This is a genomic window from Pseudomonas sp. PB106 (assembly GCF_009764645.1).
GTDB lineage: Bacteria > Pseudomonadota > Gammaproteobacteria > Pseudomonadales > Pseudomonadaceae > Aquipseudomonas.
Genome location: NZ_RWIM01000115.1, coordinates 1 through 20517 on the forward strand (window position 1 = coordinate 1; position 20517 = coordinate 20517).

Consider the following 20517-nt stretch of genomic DNA (forward strand, 5'->3'; position numbering starts at 1 on the left):
AACCGGAACCTGAGGTCGATGAAAAACCCTGTGGGAGCTGGCTTGCCAGCGATTGGATCACCACCGCTTAGCGCTTGGAATCCAGAAGCTGCATCCGCGCGATATACGCCTTTATTTCCTGCTCAGCGACCTCGTGACTGTCAAACGGCCCCTCAAGGGTATTCTCCCGAGTGCTGAAAAACAGTTCGCCGTTGACCCGGCACATCCGGTCGCTGCGAAAGTGCGTGGCGGGGGCGCTGTCTTGGGCGCGCATTCCTAACATGATCGGTCTCCTTGGCTGTTGCGCTGGAAGGGATCCAATGAGCTTATGCCTGAAGCACTTGGTGCGCCCGGCCAGCCGATCAACGGCAGCGCGTCAACTAAATGCTGCGACCTGCACAGTTTCATTCGCGTCCTGAGCGCAACTGTCCCTGTGTCGCGTTCCGTGTCAGGCCTAGAATGGCCGCACTCGTCCGCAGGCTTTGGGGTTTTCATGCACATTTCATCCGGTCGCTGGGTCTACGGTTTGTTCCTGGCGCTGCTGACCGCGTTTCTGTGGGGCATCCTGCCGATCAAACTCAAACAAGTACTGACGGTGATGGACCCGGTCACGGTGACCTGGTTTCGTCTGCTGGTGTCCGGTGGTTGCCTGTTTATCTATCTGGCTTCGGTCAAGCGCCTGCCGAGTCGCAAAGTGCTCGGGCCCAAGGGCGGCTGGCTGGTGCTGATGGCGGTGCTCGGACTGGTTGGCAACTATGTGCTGTACCTGATGGGCCTCAATCTGCTCAGCCCCGGCACCGCGCAATTGGTGGTGCAGATGGGGCCGATCATGTTGCTGATCGCCAGTCTTTTTGTGTTCAAGGAGCGTTTCAGTATTGGTCAAGGCATCGGGTTGTTGGTGCTGTTGATCGGTTTTGTGCTGTTCTTCAATCAGCGTTTGGCGGAGTTGTTGACCTCGCTGTCGGATTACACCGCCGGTGTTTTGTTGGTGTTGCTGGCGTCGACGGTCTGGACCTTCTATGCGCTGGGCCAGAAGCAATTGCTGACGGTGTGGAATTCGCTGCAGGTGATGATGGTGATCTACCTGTTTTGCGCGTTATTGCTGACGCCGTGGGTGCATCCGCTCGAAGCGCTGCAGCTGAATCCGTTGCAGGGTTGGTTGCTGCTGGCATGCTGCATGAACACGTTGATTGCCTATGGCGCGTTTGCCGAAGCGCTGGCGCACTGGGAGGCGTCGCGGGTCAGTGCGACCTTGGCGATCACGCCGCTGGTGACGTTTGGCGCGGTGGCGATTGCGGCGGGGATCTGGCCGGAATACGTGCATGCCGAGCAGATCAACGGGCTTGGCTATGGCGGGGCGGTGCTGGTGGTGTTGGGATCGGCGCTGGTGGCGTTGGGGCCTTCGTTGATTGCCGGGCTCAGGGCGCGGCGGATGCGTATGGCCTGAAGATCAAAAGATCGTCCGATCGCGGCCCGAGCCTGCGGCAGCTCCTACATGAGACCTGTGTAGGAGCTGCCGCAGGCTGCGATCTTTTGCTTTTAGCCCTTGGCGCCAGCCTCAATCATGTTTTCCGGCCGCACCCAGGCATCAAACTCTTCATCGGTCAGATACCCCAGCGCCAACGCCGCCTCGCGCAAGGTCAGCCCTTCGCCGTAAGCCTTCTTGGCGATCTCCGCCGATTTGTCGTAACCGATGTGCGGGTTCAATGCCGTCACCAGCATCAGTCCACGCTCCAGATGTCGCGCCATGACTTCCGCATCCGGCTCAAGCCCGGCAATGCAATGCTGCTGGAAGTTGCTGCAGCCATCGCCGAGCAGACGAATTGATTGCAGCAAATTGTGGATGATCACCGGTTTGTACACGTTCAACTGCAAGTGACCCTGACTGGCGGCAATGCCGATGGTCACGTCGTTGCCCAAGACCTGACAGGCCAACATCGACAGCGCTTCGCACTGGGTCGGGTTGACCTTGCCTGGCATGATCGAGCTGCCGGGTTCGTTGGCCGGCAGTTTCACTTCGGCGAAACCTGCGCGTGGCCCCGAGCCAAGCAAACGCAGGTCGTTGGCGATTTTCATCAGCGCCACGGCGAGGGTTTTCAGCGCGCCGGAAAGGCTGGTCAACGGTTCGTGGCCGGCGAGGGCGGCGAACTTGTTCGGCGCGGTGACGAACGGCAACCCGGACAACGCTGCCAGTTCAGCGGCAATCGCTTCACCAAACCCGTGCGGCGAGTTCAGCCCGGTGCCGACGGCGGTGCCGCCCTGAGCCAATTCGCACACTGCCGGCAGCGCCGCGCGAATGGCCCGTTCGGCGTAATCGAGTTGCGCTATAAACCCCGACAGCTCCTGACCGAAGGTGATCGGCGTCGCGTCCATCATGTGCGTGCGCCCGGTTTTCACCAGTTTCATGTGCCGCGCGGCGAGTTCCGCGAGGCCGCCGGACAATTCGGCAATCGCCGGCAGCAGTTGTTCCTGCACGGCTTGCGCGGTGGCGATGCTCATGGCAGTGGGGAAGCAATCGTTGGAGCTTTGCGAGCGGTTGACGTGATCGTTCGGGTGCACCGGCGTCTTGCCGCCGCGCGGGTTGCCGGCCAGTTCGTTCGCACGACCGGCGATCACTTCGTTGACGTTCATGTTGCTTTGGGTGCCGCTGCCGGTCTGCCAGACGACGAGCGGGAACTGGTCATCGTGCTGACCGTCGAGCACTTCGTCGGCGGCCTGTTCGATCAGACGGGCGATGTCGGCGGGCAGGTCGCCATTGCGGTCGTTGACGCGGGCGGCGGCTTTCTTGATCAGGGCCAGGGCGTGCAGCAGCGGCAGCGGCATGCGTTCCTGACCGATGGCGAAGTTGATCAGCGAGCGTTGCGTCTGAGCACCCCAGTAAGCGTCGTCCGGGACTTCGATCTGGCCCAGGCTGTCGGTTTCGATACGGCTCATCGTGCACACTCCTGTTGGTCTGTTTGCGCAGTTTAGGCCGGCATCGGCCGTGGTGGTTCCCTCGAACCGATTGTTGACCGGTAAAACCCGGCCAATCAAGCGCGGCAAGGCGCGGGGGTTGAGCCGCAGCGTTTTTTAGGCGCAGAATGGTCGCCCTTGGGGTTTGACCTCGCCTAGCTGAAAAGGAAACTCGATGACTCGTCTTCGTGCCATCTGCACCGCGGTTGCACTGGTTTGCGCCAGCGGCCAGGTGCTTGCCGATACCGCCAGCCACAACGCCAGTGCTGAAGCTTTTCTGACCCTGGCGCACGCTGACAAGCTGGGCACTCCGGTGTACATGCAAGTGCAGCAAATGTTCGCTCAGCGTTTCGAGCAGACCAAAGCCCCGGAAGCCAAGAAAGCCGTTCTGGAAACCTATCAGGCCAAGGCCAACGCCGCGCTCGACCAAGCCATTGGCTGGAACAAGCTGAAGCCGGACATGGTCAAGCTCTACACCACTAACTTCAGCGAATCCGAGCTGAAGGACCTGGTCGCGTTCTACCAGTCGCCACTGGGCAAGAAAGTCCTGGAAAAAATGCCGCAGCTGACCCAGCAATCGGCCCAGATGACTCAGGCCAAACTGGAAAGCGCCGTGCCAGTCGTCAACAAGCTGCTCGACGACATGACCAAAGAGCTGGACCCGAAAGGCGCTGCTGCGCCGGCCAAGAAGAAGTAAGCGGAGTTCGTGATGACCATGCAACAACGCATCGAATCGACGCTGGCGCTGCTTCAGCCCGAACATCTGCAAGTGCTGGATGAAAGCCACATGCACAGTCGCGGGCTACAGACGCACTACAAGGCGGTGGTGGTCAGCGCGCAGTTCGACGGCCTGAACCGGGTCAAGCGCCACCAGAAAGTCTACGGCACGCTCGGCGAGCTGATGGGCGAGTTCCATGCGTTGGCGCTGCACACCTACACCCCGCAGGAATGGGCAGAGATCGACGGCGCCCCGGCGTCACCGACCTGTGCCGGCGGCAGCAAGCATTAAGCTTCGGTTTTTTGCTAGAATCCGCAACGCGCCGCTAACCCGGCGCGTTTTTTTTTGAATCCGGTTCACCCTTTGCGAGGGTAGCCACCTGGAGAAACACCCATGACACAACCGATTGTCGTGGCGGCACTGTATAAGTTCGTCACCCTCGAAGATTACGTCAACCTGCGCGAGCCCCTGCTGCAAGCGATGGTCGACAACCAGATCAAAGGCACCCTGCTGATCGCCGAAGAAGGCATCAATGGCACGGTGTCCGGCACCCGCGAAGGCATCGACGGCCTGCTTGCCTGGCTCAAGAACGACCCCCGCATGATCGACATCGATCACAAAGAGTCGTACTGCGACGAGCAGCCGTTCTACCGCACCAAGGTCAAACTGAAGAAAGAGATCGTCACCCTCGGTGTCGAAGGCGTCGACCCGAACAAAAAGGTTGGCACCTACGTTGATCCGCAAGACTGGAACGCGTTGATCAGCGACCCCGAAGTGCTGTTGATCGATACGCGCAACGATTACGAAGTGTCGATCGGCACCTTCGAAGGCGCCATCGATCCGAAAACCACCAGTTTTCGCGAATTTCCCGACTACATCAAAGAACACTTCAACCCGGCCGTGCACAAGAAGGTCGCGATGTTCTGCACCGGCGGCATCCGCTGCGAAAAAGCCTCGAGCTACATGCTCGGCGAAGGTTATGAAGAGGTCTACCACCTCAAGGGCGGCATTCTGAAGTACCTCGAAGAGGTACCGCAGGAAGAAACCAAGTGGCAGGGCGACTGCTTCGTGTTCGACAACCGCGTCACCGTGCGTCACGACCTCAGCGAAGGCGACTACGATCAATGTCATGCCTGCCGCACACCGGTCAGCGTTGAAGATCGCGCCTCCGAGCATTACGTCGCCGGCATCAGTTGCCCGCATTGCTGGGACAAACTGAGCGAGAAGACCCGTCGCAGCGCCATCGATCGGCAGAAGCAGATCGAACTGGCCAAGGCGCGCAACCAGCCGCACCCGATCGGCTACAACTACAAGCAAGCATCCACCGAGGCTTAACCATGTCTGCTCGCCTGCTCTATGTGATGGATCCGATGTGTTCGTGGTGCTGGGGTTTCGCTCCGGTGGCCAAGGCATTGGTCGAGCAGGCGCAAGCAGCCGGGGTGGAGTTGCATCTGGTGGTCGGTGGCTTGCGCACCGGCAGTGGTTCGGCGCTGGAGCCGACCACGCGTCGCTACATTCTTGAACACTGGCAAGCGGTCACCGAGGCCACCGGCCAGCCGTTCAAATTCGACGGCGCGTTGCCAGACGGTTTTGTCTACGACACCGAGCCCGCCTGCCGCGCCATCGTCACGGCGCGCAGTCTGGCACCGGATTGCGCGTGGAAACTGGTCGGGCTGATCCAGCAGGCGTTCTACGCCGAAGGTCGCGACGTCACCCAGGCCAGCGTGCTGGTCGAGTTGGCGGAGCAGGCCGGTGTGCCGCGCATCGAATTCGCGGCATTGTTCGACCGCGCTGATCAGCATGAAGCGACCCTGGCGGATTTCAATTGGGTGCAGGATCTGGGCATCGCCGGTTTCCCGACCCTGCTCGCCGAGCGCAACGGCCAACTGGCGTTGCTGACCAACGGCTATCAACCGCTCAGCGAACTGTCGCCGTTACTCGGCCGATGGCTGGAGCGTGCGGCCTGTGTCTGACCTGGCCGATGACACGCCAGCCGTAAAGCGTGTCGACCGGCTGAGCTGGGCAGAAGTCCGGCGTTTGGCACTCACTCACAAAAAATCCCTGTGGATCGCCAACGGCGTGGCTGTTTTGGCGACGCTGTGCAGCGTGCCGATTCCATTGTTGCTGCCGCTGTTGGTCGATGAAGTACTGCTCGGCCACGGCGATGCCGCACTGAAAGTGATGAACCATGTTCTGCCAACGATGTGGCAGCAGGCGGCGGGCTACATCGGGCTGATGCTGGTGGTGACCCTGACGCTGCGCTGCGGCTCACTGTGTTTTGGCGTGCTGCAGTCGCGGCTATTCGCACGGCTGGCCAAGGACATCGTTTATCGCATCCGCGTGCGTCTGATCGAGCGCCTCAAGCGCATTTCCCTCGGCGAATACGAAAGCCTCGGCAGCGGCACGGTGACCACCCATCTGGTCACTGACCTCGATACCCTCGACAAATTTGTCGGCGAAACCCTCAGCCGTTTTCTGGTGGCGATGCTGACGCTGGTCGGCACCGCGAGCATTTTGATGTGGATGCACTGGAAACTGGCGCTGCTGATTCTGCTGTTCAACCCACTGGTGATTTACGCCACGGTGCAGTTGGGCAAACGGGTCAAACACCTGAAGAAACTCGAGAACGACAGCACCTCGCGCTTCACCCAGGCGTTGAGCGAAACCCTCGATGCAATCCAGGAAATACGCGCCGGCAATCGCCAGGGTTTCTTCCTCGGTCGGCTCGGTCTGCGGGCGCAGGAAGTGCGCAACTATGCGGTCAACTCACAGTGGAAAACCGACGCCTCCAACCGCGCCAGTGGCCTGTTGTTCCAGTTCGGCATCGACATTTTCCGCGCGGCAGCGATGCTCACCGTGCTGTTCTCCGACCTGTCGATCGGCCAGATGCTCGCGGTGTTCAGTTACCTGTGGTTCATGATCGGCCCGGTCGAGCAACTGCTCAATCTGCAATACGCCTACTACGCGGCGGGCGGTGCGCTGTCGCGGATCAACGAGTTGCTGGCGCGTGCCGATGAGCCGCAGTATCCCGGCGGCGTCGATCCGTTCAAGGGGCGCGACACCGTGGGGATTCAGGTTCAGGGTTTGAGTTTCGGCTATGGCGATGAGCTGGTGCTGGATCAGCTCGATCTGTCGATTGCTCCCGGTGAGAAAGTCGCGATTGTCGGCGCCAGTGGCGGCGGTAAAAGCACCCTCGTGCAATTGCTGCTGGGGCTGTATACGCCGCTGGCCGGCAGCATCCGTTTTGGCGGTTCGACCCAACAGGAAATCGGCCTGGACACGGTGCGTGAAAACGTCGCGGTGGTGCTGCAACATCCGGCGCTGTTCAACGATACCGTGCGCGCCAACCTGACCATGGGCCGTACACGCACGGATGAAGCCTGCTGGCAGGCGCTGGAAATTGCGCAGCTGGAAGCGACCATCCGCGCACTGCCAGACGGTCTCGACAGCATCGTCGGCCGCTCCGGCGTGCGCCTTTCCGGAGGCCAGCGCCAGCGCCTGGCGATTGCGCGAATGATTCTCGCCGAGCCGAAAGTGGTGATCCTCGACGAAGCCACCTCGGCCCTCGACGCGGCCACTGAATACAACCTGCATGAGGCCATGGCGCGGTTCCTCCATGGCCGCACCACGTTGATCATCGCCCATCGCTTGTCGGCGGTGAAACAGGCGGATCGGGTGCTGGTGTTCGACGGCGGGCAAGTGGCCGAGGATGGCGACCATCAGCAACTGATTGCCGATGGTGGGCTGTACGCCAAGCTCTACGGGCATTTGCAGCAGCACTGACGATTTCCAGAGTACGTTCAACGGCAGAGATGGCGGATCCGGTTTCAGCAACCCGCTGGAAACCGTGGAGGCGACATTGGGCCGACCCAGAAGCGGGTCATAGCCCGTCGGCAGGGCTTGTAACGAGCAAGCATTGTTTGTGGTGACGCGCGATCGCCGCTGTTCAGCCGAACGCTTTAGCAAGCTGCAGGGTCGGTGGTGGCACCTGCACAGGGCAGCCGACCTGCTGTGAAACCACGCCTTGCCTTGCGGCTGAACCCCACCTAGTCTCGTCTTAGCGATTTCGTCCGGAAGACGAGCGGGCAGTGCTCATGCAAGGAATCTCATGAAGCAAAAGCGGACTCTGGGAACGCCACGGTTGTTGGGTATCGTCTGGCCCTTTATCGCAGTGGTGTTGTTTCAAGCCTTGTTGGGGGGCGTGAGCCTTTACGTGCTCTCGGCCGTTCGCGGGTATGTCGCGGGGGAGAGCCTCTGGTCAAAAGGCCAGAAGGACGCCATCTATTACCTCAATCTGTATGCCGACAGCCGGGACGAGGCGATTTTCCTCAAGTACAAGGAGGCGATCGCCGTGCCTCAGGGCGGTCATCAGTTGCGGCTGGCGCTGGATCGCCAGCCTCCCGACCTCGCCGCAGCCCGCGAGGGCATTCTCAAGGGGGGTAACCACCCCGACGATGTTTCCAGCCTGATCTGGCTGTACCTCAATTTCCGCCATTTCAGTTACCTGGAAACCGCCATCGACCGCTGGACATTGGGTGATGCCTATCTGGTTCAGCTGGATAGCGTGGCGCAGGAGATGCACCGACGCTTCGTCAGGAACGTGGCGACAGAGGCCGATGTGCGTCACTGGAAAGCCCGCATCTTTGCGATCAACGATGGTGTGACGCCCGCCGCCAAAGCCTTCAGCGATGCTCTGGGGGAAGGCTCGCGGATGATCCTGCGTTTGCTGTTGTTCACCAATCTGGCCACGGCGCTGGGGCTGATCGTGCTGGCACTGTGGCGCACGCACAAATTGCTCAAGCAGCGTCACGCCTTTGCCGAGGCGCTGCAACTGGAGAAAGACCGCGCGCATGTGACCCTGCAATCGATTGGCGATGGCGTGATTACCACTGACGTGACCGGCGCGATCGACTACATGAACCCCGCCGCCGAAGCCATGACGCACTGGAAGGCCGAGCAGGCAGGCGGCCTGCCACTGGCGGCGCTGTTCAACTTGCTCGACGACAACGCGCAAGCCGAAGGCCTGACGCTGATCGAGCACATTCTCAGTGGCCAGCTCAGCGGTGGCAGCGAGCATTCCAAACTGATTCAGCGCCTGGACGGCAGCACCGTGTCGGTGACCCTCGTCGGCGCACCGATCCGCAATGCCGGCAAAGTCAGCGGCACGGTGCTGGTGCTGCACGACATGACCCAGGAGCGCCAGTACATCGCCAACCTGTCGTGGCAGGCGACTCACGATGCGCTGACCGGTTTGGCCAACCGTCGCGAATTCGAATATCGCCTTGAGCAGGCACTTCACAACCTCACTCGGCAGGCGGGGCGGCATGCGCTGATGTTCCTCGATCTGGATCAATTCAAACTGGTCAATGACACCTGTGGGCATGCGGCGGGCGATGAACTGTTGCGGCATATTTGCACCCTGCTGCAATCGGGCCTGCGCGAGGGCGATACCCTGGCGCGGCTTGGCGGCGACGAGTTCGGGATCCTGTTGGAGAACTGCGCACCGGAAGCTTCGGAAAAAATCGCTGAAAGCCTGCGCCAGACCGTGCAGAACCTGCATTTCGTCTGGAAAGGCCGGCCGTTCCTCACCACCGTGAGCATTGGCCTGGTGCACATTGCGCAAACCCCGACGACCCTCGAAGCCTCGCTGCGCGCCGCCGACATGGCCTGCTACATGGCCAAGGAGAAGGGGCGCAACCGGGTGCAGGTCTATCACGCCGACGATTCCGAACTGTCGCTGCGCTTCGGTGAAATGGCTTGGGTGCAGCGCTTGCACATGGCGCTCGAAGAGAATCGCTTTTGCCTCTATGCCCAGGAAATCGCCCCGCTCAAGCCAGGTGTCAGCAAGGGTGGGCATATCGAAATTCTTTTGCGTCTGCACGATGAAGCCGGACGCATGATTTTGCCTGACAGCTTTATCCCGGCCGCCGAACGTTATGGTTTGATGAATCAGTTAGATCGTTGGGTAGTGCAAAACGTTTTTAAGGTAATTGCTCAATGTATTGCCAAGGAACATGAAGGTCCATTAGCAATGTGTGCGATTAATCTGTCAGGAATTACTATAGGAGATGACGCGTTTTTGCACTTTCTGCGAGAACAGTTTGTTAACTACTCGATACCTCCTGAAATGATTTGTTTTGAAATTACAGAAACCAGTGCCATTGCAAATTTGGGCAGTGCAATAAGATTTATTAATGAACTCAAGGACTTGGGTTGCTACTTTTCGTTAGATGACTTTTGTGCCGGAATGTCTTCATTCGCATATCTGAAACATTTACCTGTAGACTTCCTGAAGATCGACGGGAGTTTCGTAAAGGATATGCTGGACGACCCGATTAACCGCGCAATGGTCGAAGTGATCAATCACATCGGGCATGTCATGGGTAAACAGACAATTGCCGAGTTTGTTGAAACAACTCAGATCGAGCAGGCATTGCTTGAAATCGGCGTTGATTACGCTCAGGGTTATGTCATTGAACGACCGCAGTTGTTTACCTGTGACAGTTTGCAAAGTCGGCCCGCCAGACCGCAGCCGCTGTTATTCAAAGCGCCTGGCACGTTCCGTTGAAGTCTCTTGCCGATCCTTACAATCACAAATCAAAAGGAGCCGAACAGTGATCGACACATTCAACCGAACCGGACCGCTCATGGAAGCTGCAAGTTATCCTGGCTGGGCACAACAGCTGATCCAGGACTGCAGCGAGAGCAAGCGCCGGGTTGTCGAACATGAACTTTATCTGCGCATGCGTGATAACAAGCTCAGCGCCAAGACCATGCGTCAGTACCTGATCGGGGGCTGGCCGGTGGTTGAGCAGTTTGCGTTGTACATGGCGCAGAACCTCACTAAAACCAAGTTCGCTCGTCACCCGGGTGAAGACATGGCGCGGCGCTGGCTGATGCGCAATATCCGCGTCGAACTCAATCACGCCGATTACTGGGTGCATTGGAGCCGCGCGCACGGCGTGAGCCTGGAAGACCTTCAGGCCCAACAAGTGCCACCGGAGTTGCATGCGCTCAGTCACTGGTGCTGGCACACCAGTTCGGCGGATTCGCTGATCGTCGCCATCGCCGCCACCAACTACGCCATCGAGGGCGCGACCGGGGAGTGGTCGGCAGTGGTTTGCTCCACTGGCGTATACGCCGCAGCGTTCCCGGAGGAAGACCGCAAGCGTGCAATGAAGTGGTTGAAGATGCATGCCCAGTACGACGACGCCCATCCGTGGGAAGCGCTGGAAATCATTTGCACCCTGGCGGGGATGAATCCGAGCAAGGCTCTGCAGGTCGAACTGCGTCAGGCCATCTGCAAGAGCTACGACTATATGTATCTGTTCCTCGAGCGCTGCATGCAGCTTGAAACGTCAGAGCGCTTGTTGGTCAACCGAGAGCGCAGGGCGGTAGTCGAGAGCTGATTTTCGCGTCACGCAAAACCAATGTGGGAGCGAGCCTGCTCGCGAAAGCGGTATGTCAGTCAACTCAAGGTTGAATGTCATATCGCATTCGCGAGCAAGCTCGCTCCCACACTGTTTTTCGCTGGTTTGAAAAGCTTAGCCCGCCATTGCCAACCTGTTCCGGCCTTCACGCTTGGCCACGTACAACGCACTGTCGGCCCGGCGCAGCAAGCTGTCGGCCGATTCGCCCGGCAACAACGTCGAACAACCCAGGCTCACGGTCAACTCGATCAACTGGCCATCGGCGTAATACTCAGCAGCCTGCGCCGCGTAGCGCAGCCGTTCGCCGACCATTGCTGCCGCGTCCCGGCTGGTATTGGACAGCAGAATCAAAAACTCTTCCCCGCCGTAACGAAACACCATGTCGACATTGCGCAATTGCGCCTTGATGGTGGCAGCGATCGCTTTGAGCACGTCGTCACCAGCGCTGTGGCCATGGCTGTCATTGACTCGCTTGAAATGATCGATGTCGAGCATCAGCAGCGATAGCGGCTGTTGATGGCGACGGGACATTTCGATCTCGCGCTGCAGGGTCTGCTCCATGGCAATGCGATTGCCGGCGCCGGTCAGCGGATCGCGCAGCGCACTCTGCGTGGCTTCGCGATAGAGCAGGGCATTGCGCATTGGATAGAGCAGGGACGACAGCAGCGACTCGAGGTTGCCTTGTTCCTTGTCGCTGAAACGCTGATTACGCCGGAACACCAACTCGCCCATGTGCTCGCCTTCATGGCTGAGGCTGTAGCTGATCGAATGGTGACCTCGGGTGCCGAACTCCAGGCGCAGGTCGCTGCCTTGGTGCACATAGCTCAAGGCATCCAACGGCACCAGACGCTGAACTTCGCGGAAAAACAGGCCAAGGATGCGTTGCGGTTCAAGGCTGGTTTGCAGTTGCAGGCTCATTTGCTGGCGCAATTGCGCGAGACTGGCCGGTCGCTCCAGAAGGGGAGGCAGTTGACCAAAGCCCAGGCGTTGCAATTTGGCACTGTCAAAGTCAATTGCATTGGTCTGGGAGGGTGATTTCATATGGCGTGAACCCTTAGCAGTAAGTCTGTCTTACAGGCTGGGTGAGAGCGGCTATGGGCTGCGCGTCATACTGATCCATCAGTCCCGTAGGACGTTTGGCGTAAGTTTAGTCTGCCTGATGACGATTAGTAAGCTATCGAAATCGGCCTCGCCCCATTGCCTTCACGCGGCTTGCTTTGAGGGAATTTAGAGCGAAAGTCGTGCCATTCGGTTCATGTTTATTAAAACCGTTGTGATTCAATGGTTTGCGACTCGATGGAAGAAATGTGCGCTGGATATTTGACTGAATTGTGACGGTCAGTAGCGGCAAATGTCTGCCGCGACGGGAATCCGCCGCGGCAACAAAGCCGACGTATGGCACTACTGAGCGTTGAAAGCCTGGCCGTTGATGCCAGTGCTGTCAGGACCCATCAGGTAGAGGTAGACCGGCATGATCTCTTCGGGCGTTGGGTTATTCAGCGGATTCTCTCCGGGGTAGGCCTGCGCACGCATGCTGGTGCGCGTACCGCCTGGGTTGATGCTGTTGGAGCGCACTGGCGCCACGCCGTCGACTTCATCGGCCAGGGTTTGCATCAGGCCTTCGGTGGCAAACTTCGACACGCCATAAGCACCCCAGTAAGCACGGCCCTTGCGCCCGACGCTGCTGGAGGTGAACACCACCGAGGCGTCCTGAGACAGCTTGAGCAGTGGCAACAGGGTGCTGGTCAGCATGAACATGGCGTTGACGTTGACCTGCATGACGCGCATGAAGTTTTCGCCGGACAACTGCTCGATCGGCGTGCGCGGGCCAATGATCGAAGCATTGTGCAGCAGGCCATCGAGGTGGCCGAACTCGGTCTCGATCATCGCTGCCAGCTCATCGTATTGATGGGGCAGGGCGGTTTCGAGGTTGAACGGAATCACTGCCGGTTGCGGATGCCCGGCGGCTTCGATCTCGTCATACACCTGGGTCAGATTGGCTTCTGTCTTGCCCAGCAGCAACACCGTAGCGCCATGAGCAGCGTAGGTTTTCGCCGCCGCCGCGCCGATGCCACGACCGGCACCGGTGACCAGAATGACCCGATCCTTGAGCAGTTCGGGACGAGCGGAGTAATCAAACATATAAACCTCATCAAGAGTCAGATCGTTCCCACGCTCCGCGTGGGAATGCAGCCAATGACGCTCTGCGTCAGGCCTCAGCAGCTGCACAGAGCGCTATCGAGCACCTTGCGCAACTCCGACGGATGATCCACCACCACATCCGCGCCCCAATGGCGTGGGTTGTCGTCCGGGTGAATGTAGCCAAAGGTCACAGCAGCGGTTTTCGTACCGGCATCGCGACCGGATTCGATATCGCGCAGATCATCGCCCACAAACAGCACCGTTGCCGGATCCAGATCAAGCATTTTGCACGCGAGGATCAACGGCTCCGGATCCGGCTTGCTGTTCTTCACATGATCCGGGCAGATCAACAGCGCCGAACGCTCAGCCAGCCCCAGTTGCTGCATGATCGGCTCGGCGAAGCGCAGCGGCTTGTTGGTCACCACGCCCCAGATCAGGTTGGCCTTTTCGATGTCGGCGAGCAATTCGCCCATGCCGTCGAACAGCTTGCTGTGCACCGCGCAACCAACCAGATAGCGCTCCAGGAACTCCAGACGAAGTTCCTCAAAGCCCGGCGATTCCGGGTCCATCGAAAACGTCACCGCGACCATGGCTTTGGCGCCACCGGAAATCTCGTCGCGGATGTGCTTGTCGTTGATCGGTGGCAAGCCACGATCCGCGCGCATTGCCTGGCAGATGGCGATGAAGTCCGGCGCCGTGTCGAGCAGGGTGCCGTCCATGTCGAAGAGAACTGCTCTGATGGCCATCGGCTTATTCCTCGCGCAGGGTCTGGATCATGTAGTTGACGTCAACGTCGTTGGCCAGCTTGTAGTGCTTGGTCAGCGGGTTGTAGGTCAGGCCGATGATGTCCTTGACGGTCAGGCCGGCCATGCGGCTCCAGGCACCCAGCTCGGACGGACGGATGAATTTCTTGAAGTCGTGGGTGCCGCGCGGCAGCAACTTCATGATGTATTCAGCGCCGATGATGGCGAACAGGTAGGCCTTCGGGTTGCGGTTGATGGTCGAAAAGAACACCTGGCCGCCCGGCTTGACCATGCGGAAGCAGGCACGGATCACCGAGGATGGATCCGGCACGTGCTCGAGCATCTCGAGGCAGGTGACCACGTCGAACTGCTCGGGCATTTCTTCGGCCAGGGCCTCGGCGGTGATCTGGCGGTACTCGACGCTGACGCCGGACTCCAACTGATGCAATTGCGCGACCGCCAGCGGCGCTTCGCCCATGTCGATGCCCATCACGGTGGCGCCGCGTTGGGCCATGGCTTCGCTGAGGATGCCGCCGCCGCAACCGACGTCGAGGACTTTCTTGCCGGCCAGATTGACGCGCTCGTCAATCCAGTTGACCCGCAGCGGGTTGATGTCGTGCAGCGGTTTGAATTCGCTCTCGCGGTCCCACCAGCGATGGGCGAGGGCTTCGAATTTGGCGATTTCGGCGTGGTCGACGTTGCTCATGTTAAATCCTCTGAAACTTGAAAAAGGCTGTCGCCCCGGTGTTGCGCTCCGGGGTGTTTACGATTCGGTGTGGCCGCTGATGCGCTGGCCCCAGGCCCGGGCAGTAGCGCCCAGTTGTGCTTCGTCCAGACGGGTCAGGCGTCGGTCGTCGAGCAGTTGCTTGCCGGCGACCCACAGGTGTTTCACGCAGTCCCGTCCGGTGGCATAGATAAGCTGCGAAACCGGGTCATACACGGGTTGCTGGGCCAGACCGGACAGGTCGAAAGCGACGATGTCGGCGGCTTTGCCAATTTCCAGCGAGCCGACCTGTGCTTCGATGCCCAGGGCCCGCGCGCCATTCAGCGTGGCCATGCGCAGCGCACGATGGGCGTCCAGCGCGGTAGCCGAACCGACGACGGCTTTGGCCAGCAGCGCAGCAGTGCGGGTTTCACCGAGCAGATCGAGATCGTTGTTGCTCGCCGCGCCGTCGGTGCCCACGGCCACGTTGACGCCAGCCTGCCACAAACGTTCGACCGGGCAGAAGCCGCTGGCCAGTTTGAGGTTGGATTCCGGGCAGTGGATCACGCTGGTGTTGCTTTCTACCAGCAAGGCCAGGTCGTCATCGCTGATCTGGGTCATGTGCACGGCCTGGAAGCGCGGCCCGAGCAGACCGAGGCGACCCAGACGGGCGAGCGGACGTTCGCCGCGTTGTTCCAGCGCTTGCTGGACTTCGAAAGCGGTTTCGTGAACGTGCATGTGGATCGAGGCGTCGAGCTCCTCGGCAATCACGCGGATTTTTTCCAGGTTCTCGTCGCCGACGGTGTACGGTGCATGAGGGCCGAAGGTGATTTTGATCCGTTCGTGATGCTTCAGGTCGCCGAACAGCTCGACGCCCTGACGAATCGCCTCATCGGCGCTGCTGGCGCCGGGGATCGGGAAGTCGAGGATCGGGATGGCGATCTGTGCACGGATACCACTGTTGTGCACGCGCTCGCTGGCGATTTTCGGGAAGAAATACATGTCCGAGAAACAGGTGATGCCGCCCTTTATCTGCTCGGCGATGGCCAGATCAGTGCCGTCACGGACGAAATCTTCATCGACCCATTTGGCCTCGGCCGGCCAGATGTGATTTTCCAGCCAGGTCATCAGCGGCAGATCGTCGGCCAGGCCACGGAACAGCGTCATCGCCGCGTGGCCATGAGCGTTGATCAGGCCCGGGGCGAGCAAAACATCCGGCAATTCGCGGACTTCGCTGGCGTTACACTTCAATGCCTCGGCGCGCGGGCCGATAAACACGATGCGACCGTCGCGGATGCCCAGGCCATGTTCCTTGAGCACAACGCCTGCGGGTTCGACGGGTACCAGCCAGGTCGGCAGCAATAATAAGTCGAGCGCAATGGCAGGTTTCGGCATCGAGGGTCGGTTCCGGTGCTTTTGTAAAGGTTGGCGAAGTATACCCGAGCGTCTTCGCGGGGGGATCGCTATAATCGGCGGCTTTTGTTCATGAGTGCGGGGTGTGGGATGCGCGATCGACTGTTGGCTGCGGAGAAAGTGAAGGCCATCGATTGGCGAGATGGCGCGCTCCACCTGCTGGATCAGCGTATTTTGCCGTTCGAGGAAACCTGGATTGCCTACACCGGTGCTGCCGGCGTGGCCGAGGCGATTCGCACGATGGTCGTGCGCGGCGCGCCTGCCATCGGCATCACTGCGGCCTACGGCATCGTCCTTGCGGCGCGAGCGCGGATCGCCGAGGGCGGCGACTGGTACGCGGCGCTGGAAGAGGATTTCGCCTTGCTGGCCGATTCTCGTCCAACCGCAGTCAACCTGTTCTGGGCGTTGGGCCGCATGCACGATCGCCTCGATCGCCTGAAAGAAAACGCCGATCCGCTGGCGGCGCTGGAGGCCGAAGCCATCGCCATCCACGAAAGCGACCGCGAAGCCAACCTGACCATGGCGCAGCTCGGCGTCGATCTGATCCGCAAACATCAGGGCAATGCTCAGGCGATTTTGACCCACTGCAATACTGGCGCACTGGCCACCGGTGGTTTCGGTACCGCGTTGGGCGTCATTCGCGCAGCCTTTATAGAAGGCATGGTCGAGCGCGTTTACGCCGACGAAACCCGTCCGTGGCTGCAAGGCTCGCGGTTGACCGCGTGGGAGCTGGCCAACGAAGGCATTCCGGTGACCCTGAACGCCGACTCCGCCGCTGCGCACATCATGAAAACCAAAGGCGTGACCTGGGTGATCGTCGGTGCCGACCGCATCACCGCCAATGGCGACGTGGCCAACAAGATCGGCACCTATCAACTGGCGGTCAACGCTATGCACCACGGCGTGCGTTTCATGGTGGTGGCACCGAGTTCGACCATCGACATGAACCTGGCCAGCGGCGACGATATTCCGATTGAAGAGCGTGACGGCGCCGAGTTGCTGGAAGTCGGCGGCAAACGCGTCGGTGCGGATGTTGAGGCGTTCAACCCGGTGTTTGACGTGACGCCGGCGGACCTGATCGATGCGATCGTCACCGAGAAAGGCATCGTCGAACGCCCGGATACCGCGAAAATGGCGCAGTTGATGTGCCGCAAACGCCTGCATTGATTGACTGTAGCGTCTGTAAGGACGCCATCGCTGGCAAGCCAGCTCCCACAAGTTTTGTACCCGCCGCTGATCCTGTGGGAGCTGGCTTGCCAGCGATGAGGCCCTAAAAGTCAATAAACATCGCTAATCCAGACTGCAATTCTGCATTCAAAGAAGCTCTGAGCCTCTCTCGTCCCCCTTTCAGGCGATTACTGGTCAACTAACTATGCTCCATGCGCTTGTGGGGGATAGGTGCGTGGCGGCGATTGTGGTAGCATCCGGCGTTTTCCGAGGCAGTCCCGTGGGGTTGTCTTCACTGCGCAAATCCAGGGTTCAACTTGTTGATTTGTCGTAAGTCGGTGCATGGCACTCAGCCTGCATCGACGAGCTTCGTGATCCCTGTGGATATGACGAGGTTTCACCAGAAAAAGGAATCAGGCTTCTCATGGGCGAACTGGCCAAAGAAATCCTCCCGGTCAATATCGAAGACGAGCTGAAACAGTCCTATCTCGACTACGCGATGAGCGTAATCGTCGGCCGTGCACTGCCGGATGCGCGCGATGGCCTCAAGCCCGTGCACCGTCGCGTACTGTTTGCGATGAGCGAGCTGGGCAACGACTTCAACAAGCCGTACAAGAAATCTGCCCGTGTTGTCGGCGACGTGATCGGTAAGTATCACCCGCACGGTGACACTGCCGTGTACGACACCATCGTTCGTATGGCTCAGCCTTTCTCCCTGCGCTACCTGCTGGTAGACGGTCAGGGCAACTTCGGTTCGGTCGACGGCGACAACGCTGCGGCCATGCGATACACCGAAGTGCGCATGACCAAACTGGCGCACGAGCTGCTGGCTGACCTGCACAAGGAAACCGTGGACTGGGTGCCGAACTACGACGGCACCGAAATGATCCCGGCGGTCATGCCGACCCGTATTCCCAACCTGCTGGTCAACGGCTCCAGCGGTATCGCCGTGGGCATGGCGACCAACATCCCGCCGCACAACCTCGGTGAAGTCATCGACGGTTGCCTGGCGCTCATCGATAATCCTGAGCTGACTGTCGACGAGCTGATGCAATACATCCCCGGCCCGGACTTCCCGACCGCCGCGATCATCAACGGTCGTGCCGGCATCATCGAAGCCTACCGCACCGGTCGCGGGCGCATTTACATGCGTGCGCGTTCGATCGTTGAAGATATCGACAAGGTCGGTGGTCGTCAGCAGATCGTCATCACCGAGCTGCCGTACCAGCTGAACAAGGCGCGTCTGATCGAGAAGATTGCCGAGCTGGTTAAAGAGAAGAAGCTCGAAGGCATCACTGAGCTGCGCGACGAATCCGACAAGGACGGTATGCGCGTCGTGATCGAACTGCGTCGCGGCGAAGTGCCTGAGGTGATCCTCAACAACCTCTACGCCCAGACCCAGCTGCAATCGGTATTCGGCATCAACATCGTGGCGCTGATCGACGGCCGTCCGCGGATTCTGAATCTCAAGGATCTGCTGGAAGCCTTCGTTCGTCACCGTCGCGAAGTGGTTACCCGCCGTACCGTGTTCGAACTGCGCAAGGCGCGAGAGCGTGGCCACATCCTTGAAGGCCAGGCCGTTGCCCTGTCGAACATCGACCCGGTGATCGCCCTGATCAAAGCTTCGCCAACTCCGTCGGAAGCCAAGGAAGCGCTGATCAGCACGCCTTGGGAGTCCTCGGCGGTAGTGGCGATGGTTGAGCGTGCCGGCGCCGATTCGTGCCGTCCGGAAAATCTCGATCCGCAATACGGTCTGCGCGAAGGCAAGTACTTCCTGTCGCCAGAGCAGGCGCAAGCCATTCTGGAACTGCGTCTGCACCGTCTGACCGGTCTGGAGCACGAGAAGCTGCTGGCCGAGTATCAAGAGATCCTCAATCAGATCGGCGAGCTGATCCGCATCCTCAACAGCGCCGTGCGCCTGATGGAAGTGATCCGCGAAGAGCTGGAAGTGATCCGCGCCGAATACGGCGACCAGCGTCGCACCGAGATTCTCGATGCCCGTCTCGACCTTACTTTGGGCGACATGATCCCCGAAGAAGAGCGCGTCGTGACCATTTCCCACGGTGGCTACGCCAAGACCCAGCCGCTGGCTGCGTACCAGGCTCAGCGTCGTGGCGGTAAAGGCAAATCGGCGACCGGCGTGAAGGATGAGGACTACATTGCTCACCTGTTGGTTGCCAACAGCCATTCCACGCTGTTGCTGTTCTCCAGCAAAGGCAAGGTTTACTGGCTGAAGACTTACGAGATTCCTGAAGCGTCGCGTGCTGCGCGTGGTCGTCCGCTGGTCAATCTGCTGCCGCTGGAAGCCGATGAAACCATCACCACCATGCTGCAGATTGATCTTGAAGCCCTGCAAAAACGTGCCGGTGCTGAGGATGAGGACGACGCTGACGACGCGATCATCGAAGGCGAAGTAGTTGAAGCTGAAGAAGCTGCCGAGCTGGAAGAAATCGACGGCGAAACGGCCGAATTGGTGGCTGAGCCGACCGGTGAGTTCATCTTCATGGCGACTGCTTCCGGTACCGTCAAGAAGACCCCGCTGGCACGCTTCGCCCGGCCGCGTTCCAATGGCTTGATCGCCCTCAAGCTCAAGGAAGGCGACACGTTGATCGCGGCTGCCATCACTGATGGCGCGAAAGAAATCATGCTGTTCTCCGACGCTGGCAAGGTGATTCGTTTCGCTGAAGCCGCAGTGCGCGAAATGGGTCGTGGGGCGCGCGGTATTCGCGGCATGCGGATCCTCAAGGACCAGAAGCTGATCTCGATGCTGATTCCTGAATCGGGCGCGCAGATTCTGACCGCTTCCGAGCGTGGTTTCGGCAAGCGCACCGCGTTGAGCAAGTTCCCTCGCCGCGGTCGTGGTGGTCAGGGTGTGATTGCGATGGTCACCAAAGAGCGCAATGGCAAGCTTGTCGGCGCGATCCAGGTGCAGGAAGGCGAGGAAATCATGCTGATTTCCGACCAGGGCACATTGGTGCGGACTCGTGTTGATGAAGTGTCCAGTCTGGGTCGCAACACCCAGGGTGTGACCCTGATCAAACTGGCCACTGATGAAACGCTGGTCGGTCTGGAGCGGGTTCAGGAGCCGTCGGAAGTCGAGGGCGAAGAGCTCGAAGGTGAAGAGGGCTTGGTGACCGTCGGGGAGGTCGTGATTGACGACGTTGCCGAAGACCAACAACTCGACGCCGCAGCTGACGAAGAACCGCAAGAATAAGCGGGCAACCAAGGGGGCGGATGAGAATTCGCCCCCTTGTTATTTGTCCGGTATGA

The 20517-nt window shown here is 59.8% G+C and carries 17 protein-coding genes; 10 read left to right on the plus strand and 7 right to left on the minus strand.

Features of this window, described 5'->3' with window-relative positions; translation table 11 throughout:
* Positions 1–67 precede the first annotated feature (67 nt).
* Entirely contained in the window at positions 68–262 is a 195-nt protein-coding gene (locus EJA71_RS14990) for a DUF6316 family protein (RefSeq protein ID WP_158958075.1), read from the minus strand.
* A 210-nt stretch (positions 263–472) separates the two neighbouring features.
* Here EJA71_RS14990 and EJA71_RS14995 point away from each other — a divergent pair, with 210 nt between their 5' ends.
* Positions 473–1426, plus strand: coding sequence for a DMT family transporter (locus tag EJA71_RS14995; protein ID WP_158958077.1), 954 nt, complete (start codon positions 473–475; stop codon positions 1424–1426).
* Between the two features lie 92 nt (positions 1427–1518).
* On the opposite strand, the gene EJA71_RS15000 is transcribed toward EJA71_RS14995, so the two are convergent.
* Positions 1519–2913 (minus strand): class II fumarate hydratase, encoded by a 1395-nt coding sequence (locus EJA71_RS15000; RefSeq protein WP_158958079.1) that lies wholly within the window; start codon positions 2911–2913, stop codon positions 1519–1521.
* A 193-nt stretch (positions 2914–3106) separates the two neighbouring features.
* Here EJA71_RS15000 and EJA71_RS15005 point away from each other — a divergent pair, with 193 nt between their 5' ends.
* The 7 genes from EJA71_RS15005 (at position 3107) to EJA71_RS15035 (ending at position 11058) form a co-directional block, all read left to right on the plus strand.
* Positions 3107–3628, plus strand: coding sequence for a DUF2059 domain-containing protein (locus EJA71_RS15005; protein ID WP_016986973.1), 522 nt, complete (start codon positions 3107–3109; stop codon positions 3626–3628).
* 12 nt (positions 3629–3640) lie between these two features.
* Entirely contained in the window at positions 3641–3940 is a 300-nt protein-coding gene (locus EJA71_RS15010; RefSeq protein WP_158958081.1) for a BolA family transcriptional regulator, read from the plus strand.
* 102 nt (positions 3941–4042) lie between these two features.
* Entirely contained in the window at positions 4043–4984 is a 942-nt protein-coding gene (locus tag EJA71_RS15015; protein WP_158958083.1) for a rhodanese-related sulfurtransferase, read from the plus strand.
* 35 nt (positions 4985–5019) lie between these two features.
* Entirely contained in the window at positions 5020–5622 is a 603-nt protein-coding gene (locus EJA71_RS15020; protein ID WP_178113702.1) for a DsbA family protein, read from the plus strand.
* Positions 5615–7432, plus strand: a complete 1818-nt coding sequence (locus tag EJA71_RS15025) for an ABC transporter ATP-binding protein (RefSeq protein WP_158958087.1) — start codon at positions 5615–5617, stop codon at positions 7430–7432. Before EJA71_RS15020 ends, EJA71_RS15025 begins: the two co-directional genes overlap by 8 nt.
* Before the next feature lie 325 nt (positions 7433–7757).
* Positions 7758–10217 (plus strand): EAL domain-containing protein, encoded by a 2460-nt coding sequence (locus EJA71_RS15030; RefSeq protein WP_158958089.1) that lies wholly within the window; start codon positions 7758–7760, stop codon positions 10215–10217.
* A 79-nt stretch (positions 10218–10296) separates the two neighbouring features.
* The gene (locus EJA71_RS15035) at positions 10297–11058 is read left to right on the plus strand and encodes a TenA family transcriptional regulator (RefSeq protein WP_371925683.1); all 762 of its coding nucleotides are present in this window, start codon (positions 10297–10299) and stop codon (positions 11056–11058) included.
* Positions 11059–11193: 135 nt separating this feature from the next.
* Here EJA71_RS15035 and EJA71_RS15040 read toward each other — a convergent pair whose 3' ends face one another.
* The 5 genes from EJA71_RS15040 to EJA71_RS15060 all read right to left on the minus strand — a co-directional run bounded on the left by EJA71_RS15040 (position 11194) and on the right by EJA71_RS15060 (position 16062).
* On the minus strand, positions 11194–12120 hold the full coding sequence (locus tag EJA71_RS15040; protein ID WP_158958093.1) for a GGDEF domain-containing protein: 927 nt from the start codon (positions 12118–12120) through the stop codon (positions 11194–11196).
* A gap of 360 nt (positions 12121–12480) precedes the next feature.
* The gene (locus EJA71_RS15045) at positions 12481–13221 is read right to left on the minus strand and encodes a YciK family oxidoreductase (RefSeq protein WP_025113079.1); all 741 of its coding nucleotides are present in this window, start codon (positions 13219–13221) and stop codon (positions 12481–12483) included.
* A 74-nt stretch (positions 13222–13295) separates the two neighbouring features.
* Positions 13296–13967: an N-acetylmuramic acid 6-phosphate phosphatase MupP gene (gene mupP, locus EJA71_RS15050; RefSeq protein WP_016986964.1), complete on the minus strand. Its 672-nt coding sequence runs from the start codon at positions 13965–13967 to the stop codon at positions 13296–13298.
* Positions 13968–13971: 4 nt separating this feature from the next.
* The gene (ubiG, locus tag EJA71_RS15055; RefSeq protein ID WP_007908399.1) at positions 13972–14670 is read right to left on the minus strand and encodes a bifunctional 2-polyprenyl-6-hydroxyphenol methylase/3-demethylubiquinol 3-O-methyltransferase UbiG; all 699 of its coding nucleotides are present in this window, start codon (positions 14668–14670) and stop codon (positions 13972–13974) included.
* 57 nt (positions 14671–14727) lie between these two features.
* The gene (locus EJA71_RS15060; protein WP_158958095.1) at positions 14728–16062 is read right to left on the minus strand and encodes a TRZ/ATZ family hydrolase; all 1335 of its coding nucleotides are present in this window, start codon (positions 16060–16062) and stop codon (positions 14728–14730) included.
* A 108-nt stretch (positions 16063–16170) separates the two neighbouring features.
* Between EJA71_RS15060 and mtnA the strand changes: the two genes are divergently transcribed.
* Positions 16171–17247, plus strand: a complete 1077-nt coding sequence (gene mtnA / locus EJA71_RS15065) for an S-methyl-5-thioribose-1-phosphate isomerase (RefSeq protein ID WP_158958097.1) — start codon at positions 16171–16173, stop codon at positions 17245–17247.
* A gap of 424 nt (positions 17248–17671) precedes the next feature.
* Positions 17672–20461 carry a DNA gyrase subunit A gene (gyrA, locus tag EJA71_RS15070; RefSeq protein ID WP_158958099.1) on the plus strand — a complete coding sequence of 930 codons (2790 nt, stop codon included), beginning with the start codon at positions 17672–17674 and terminating at the stop codon, positions 20459–20461.
* Positions 20462–20517: the final 56 nt, after the last annotated feature.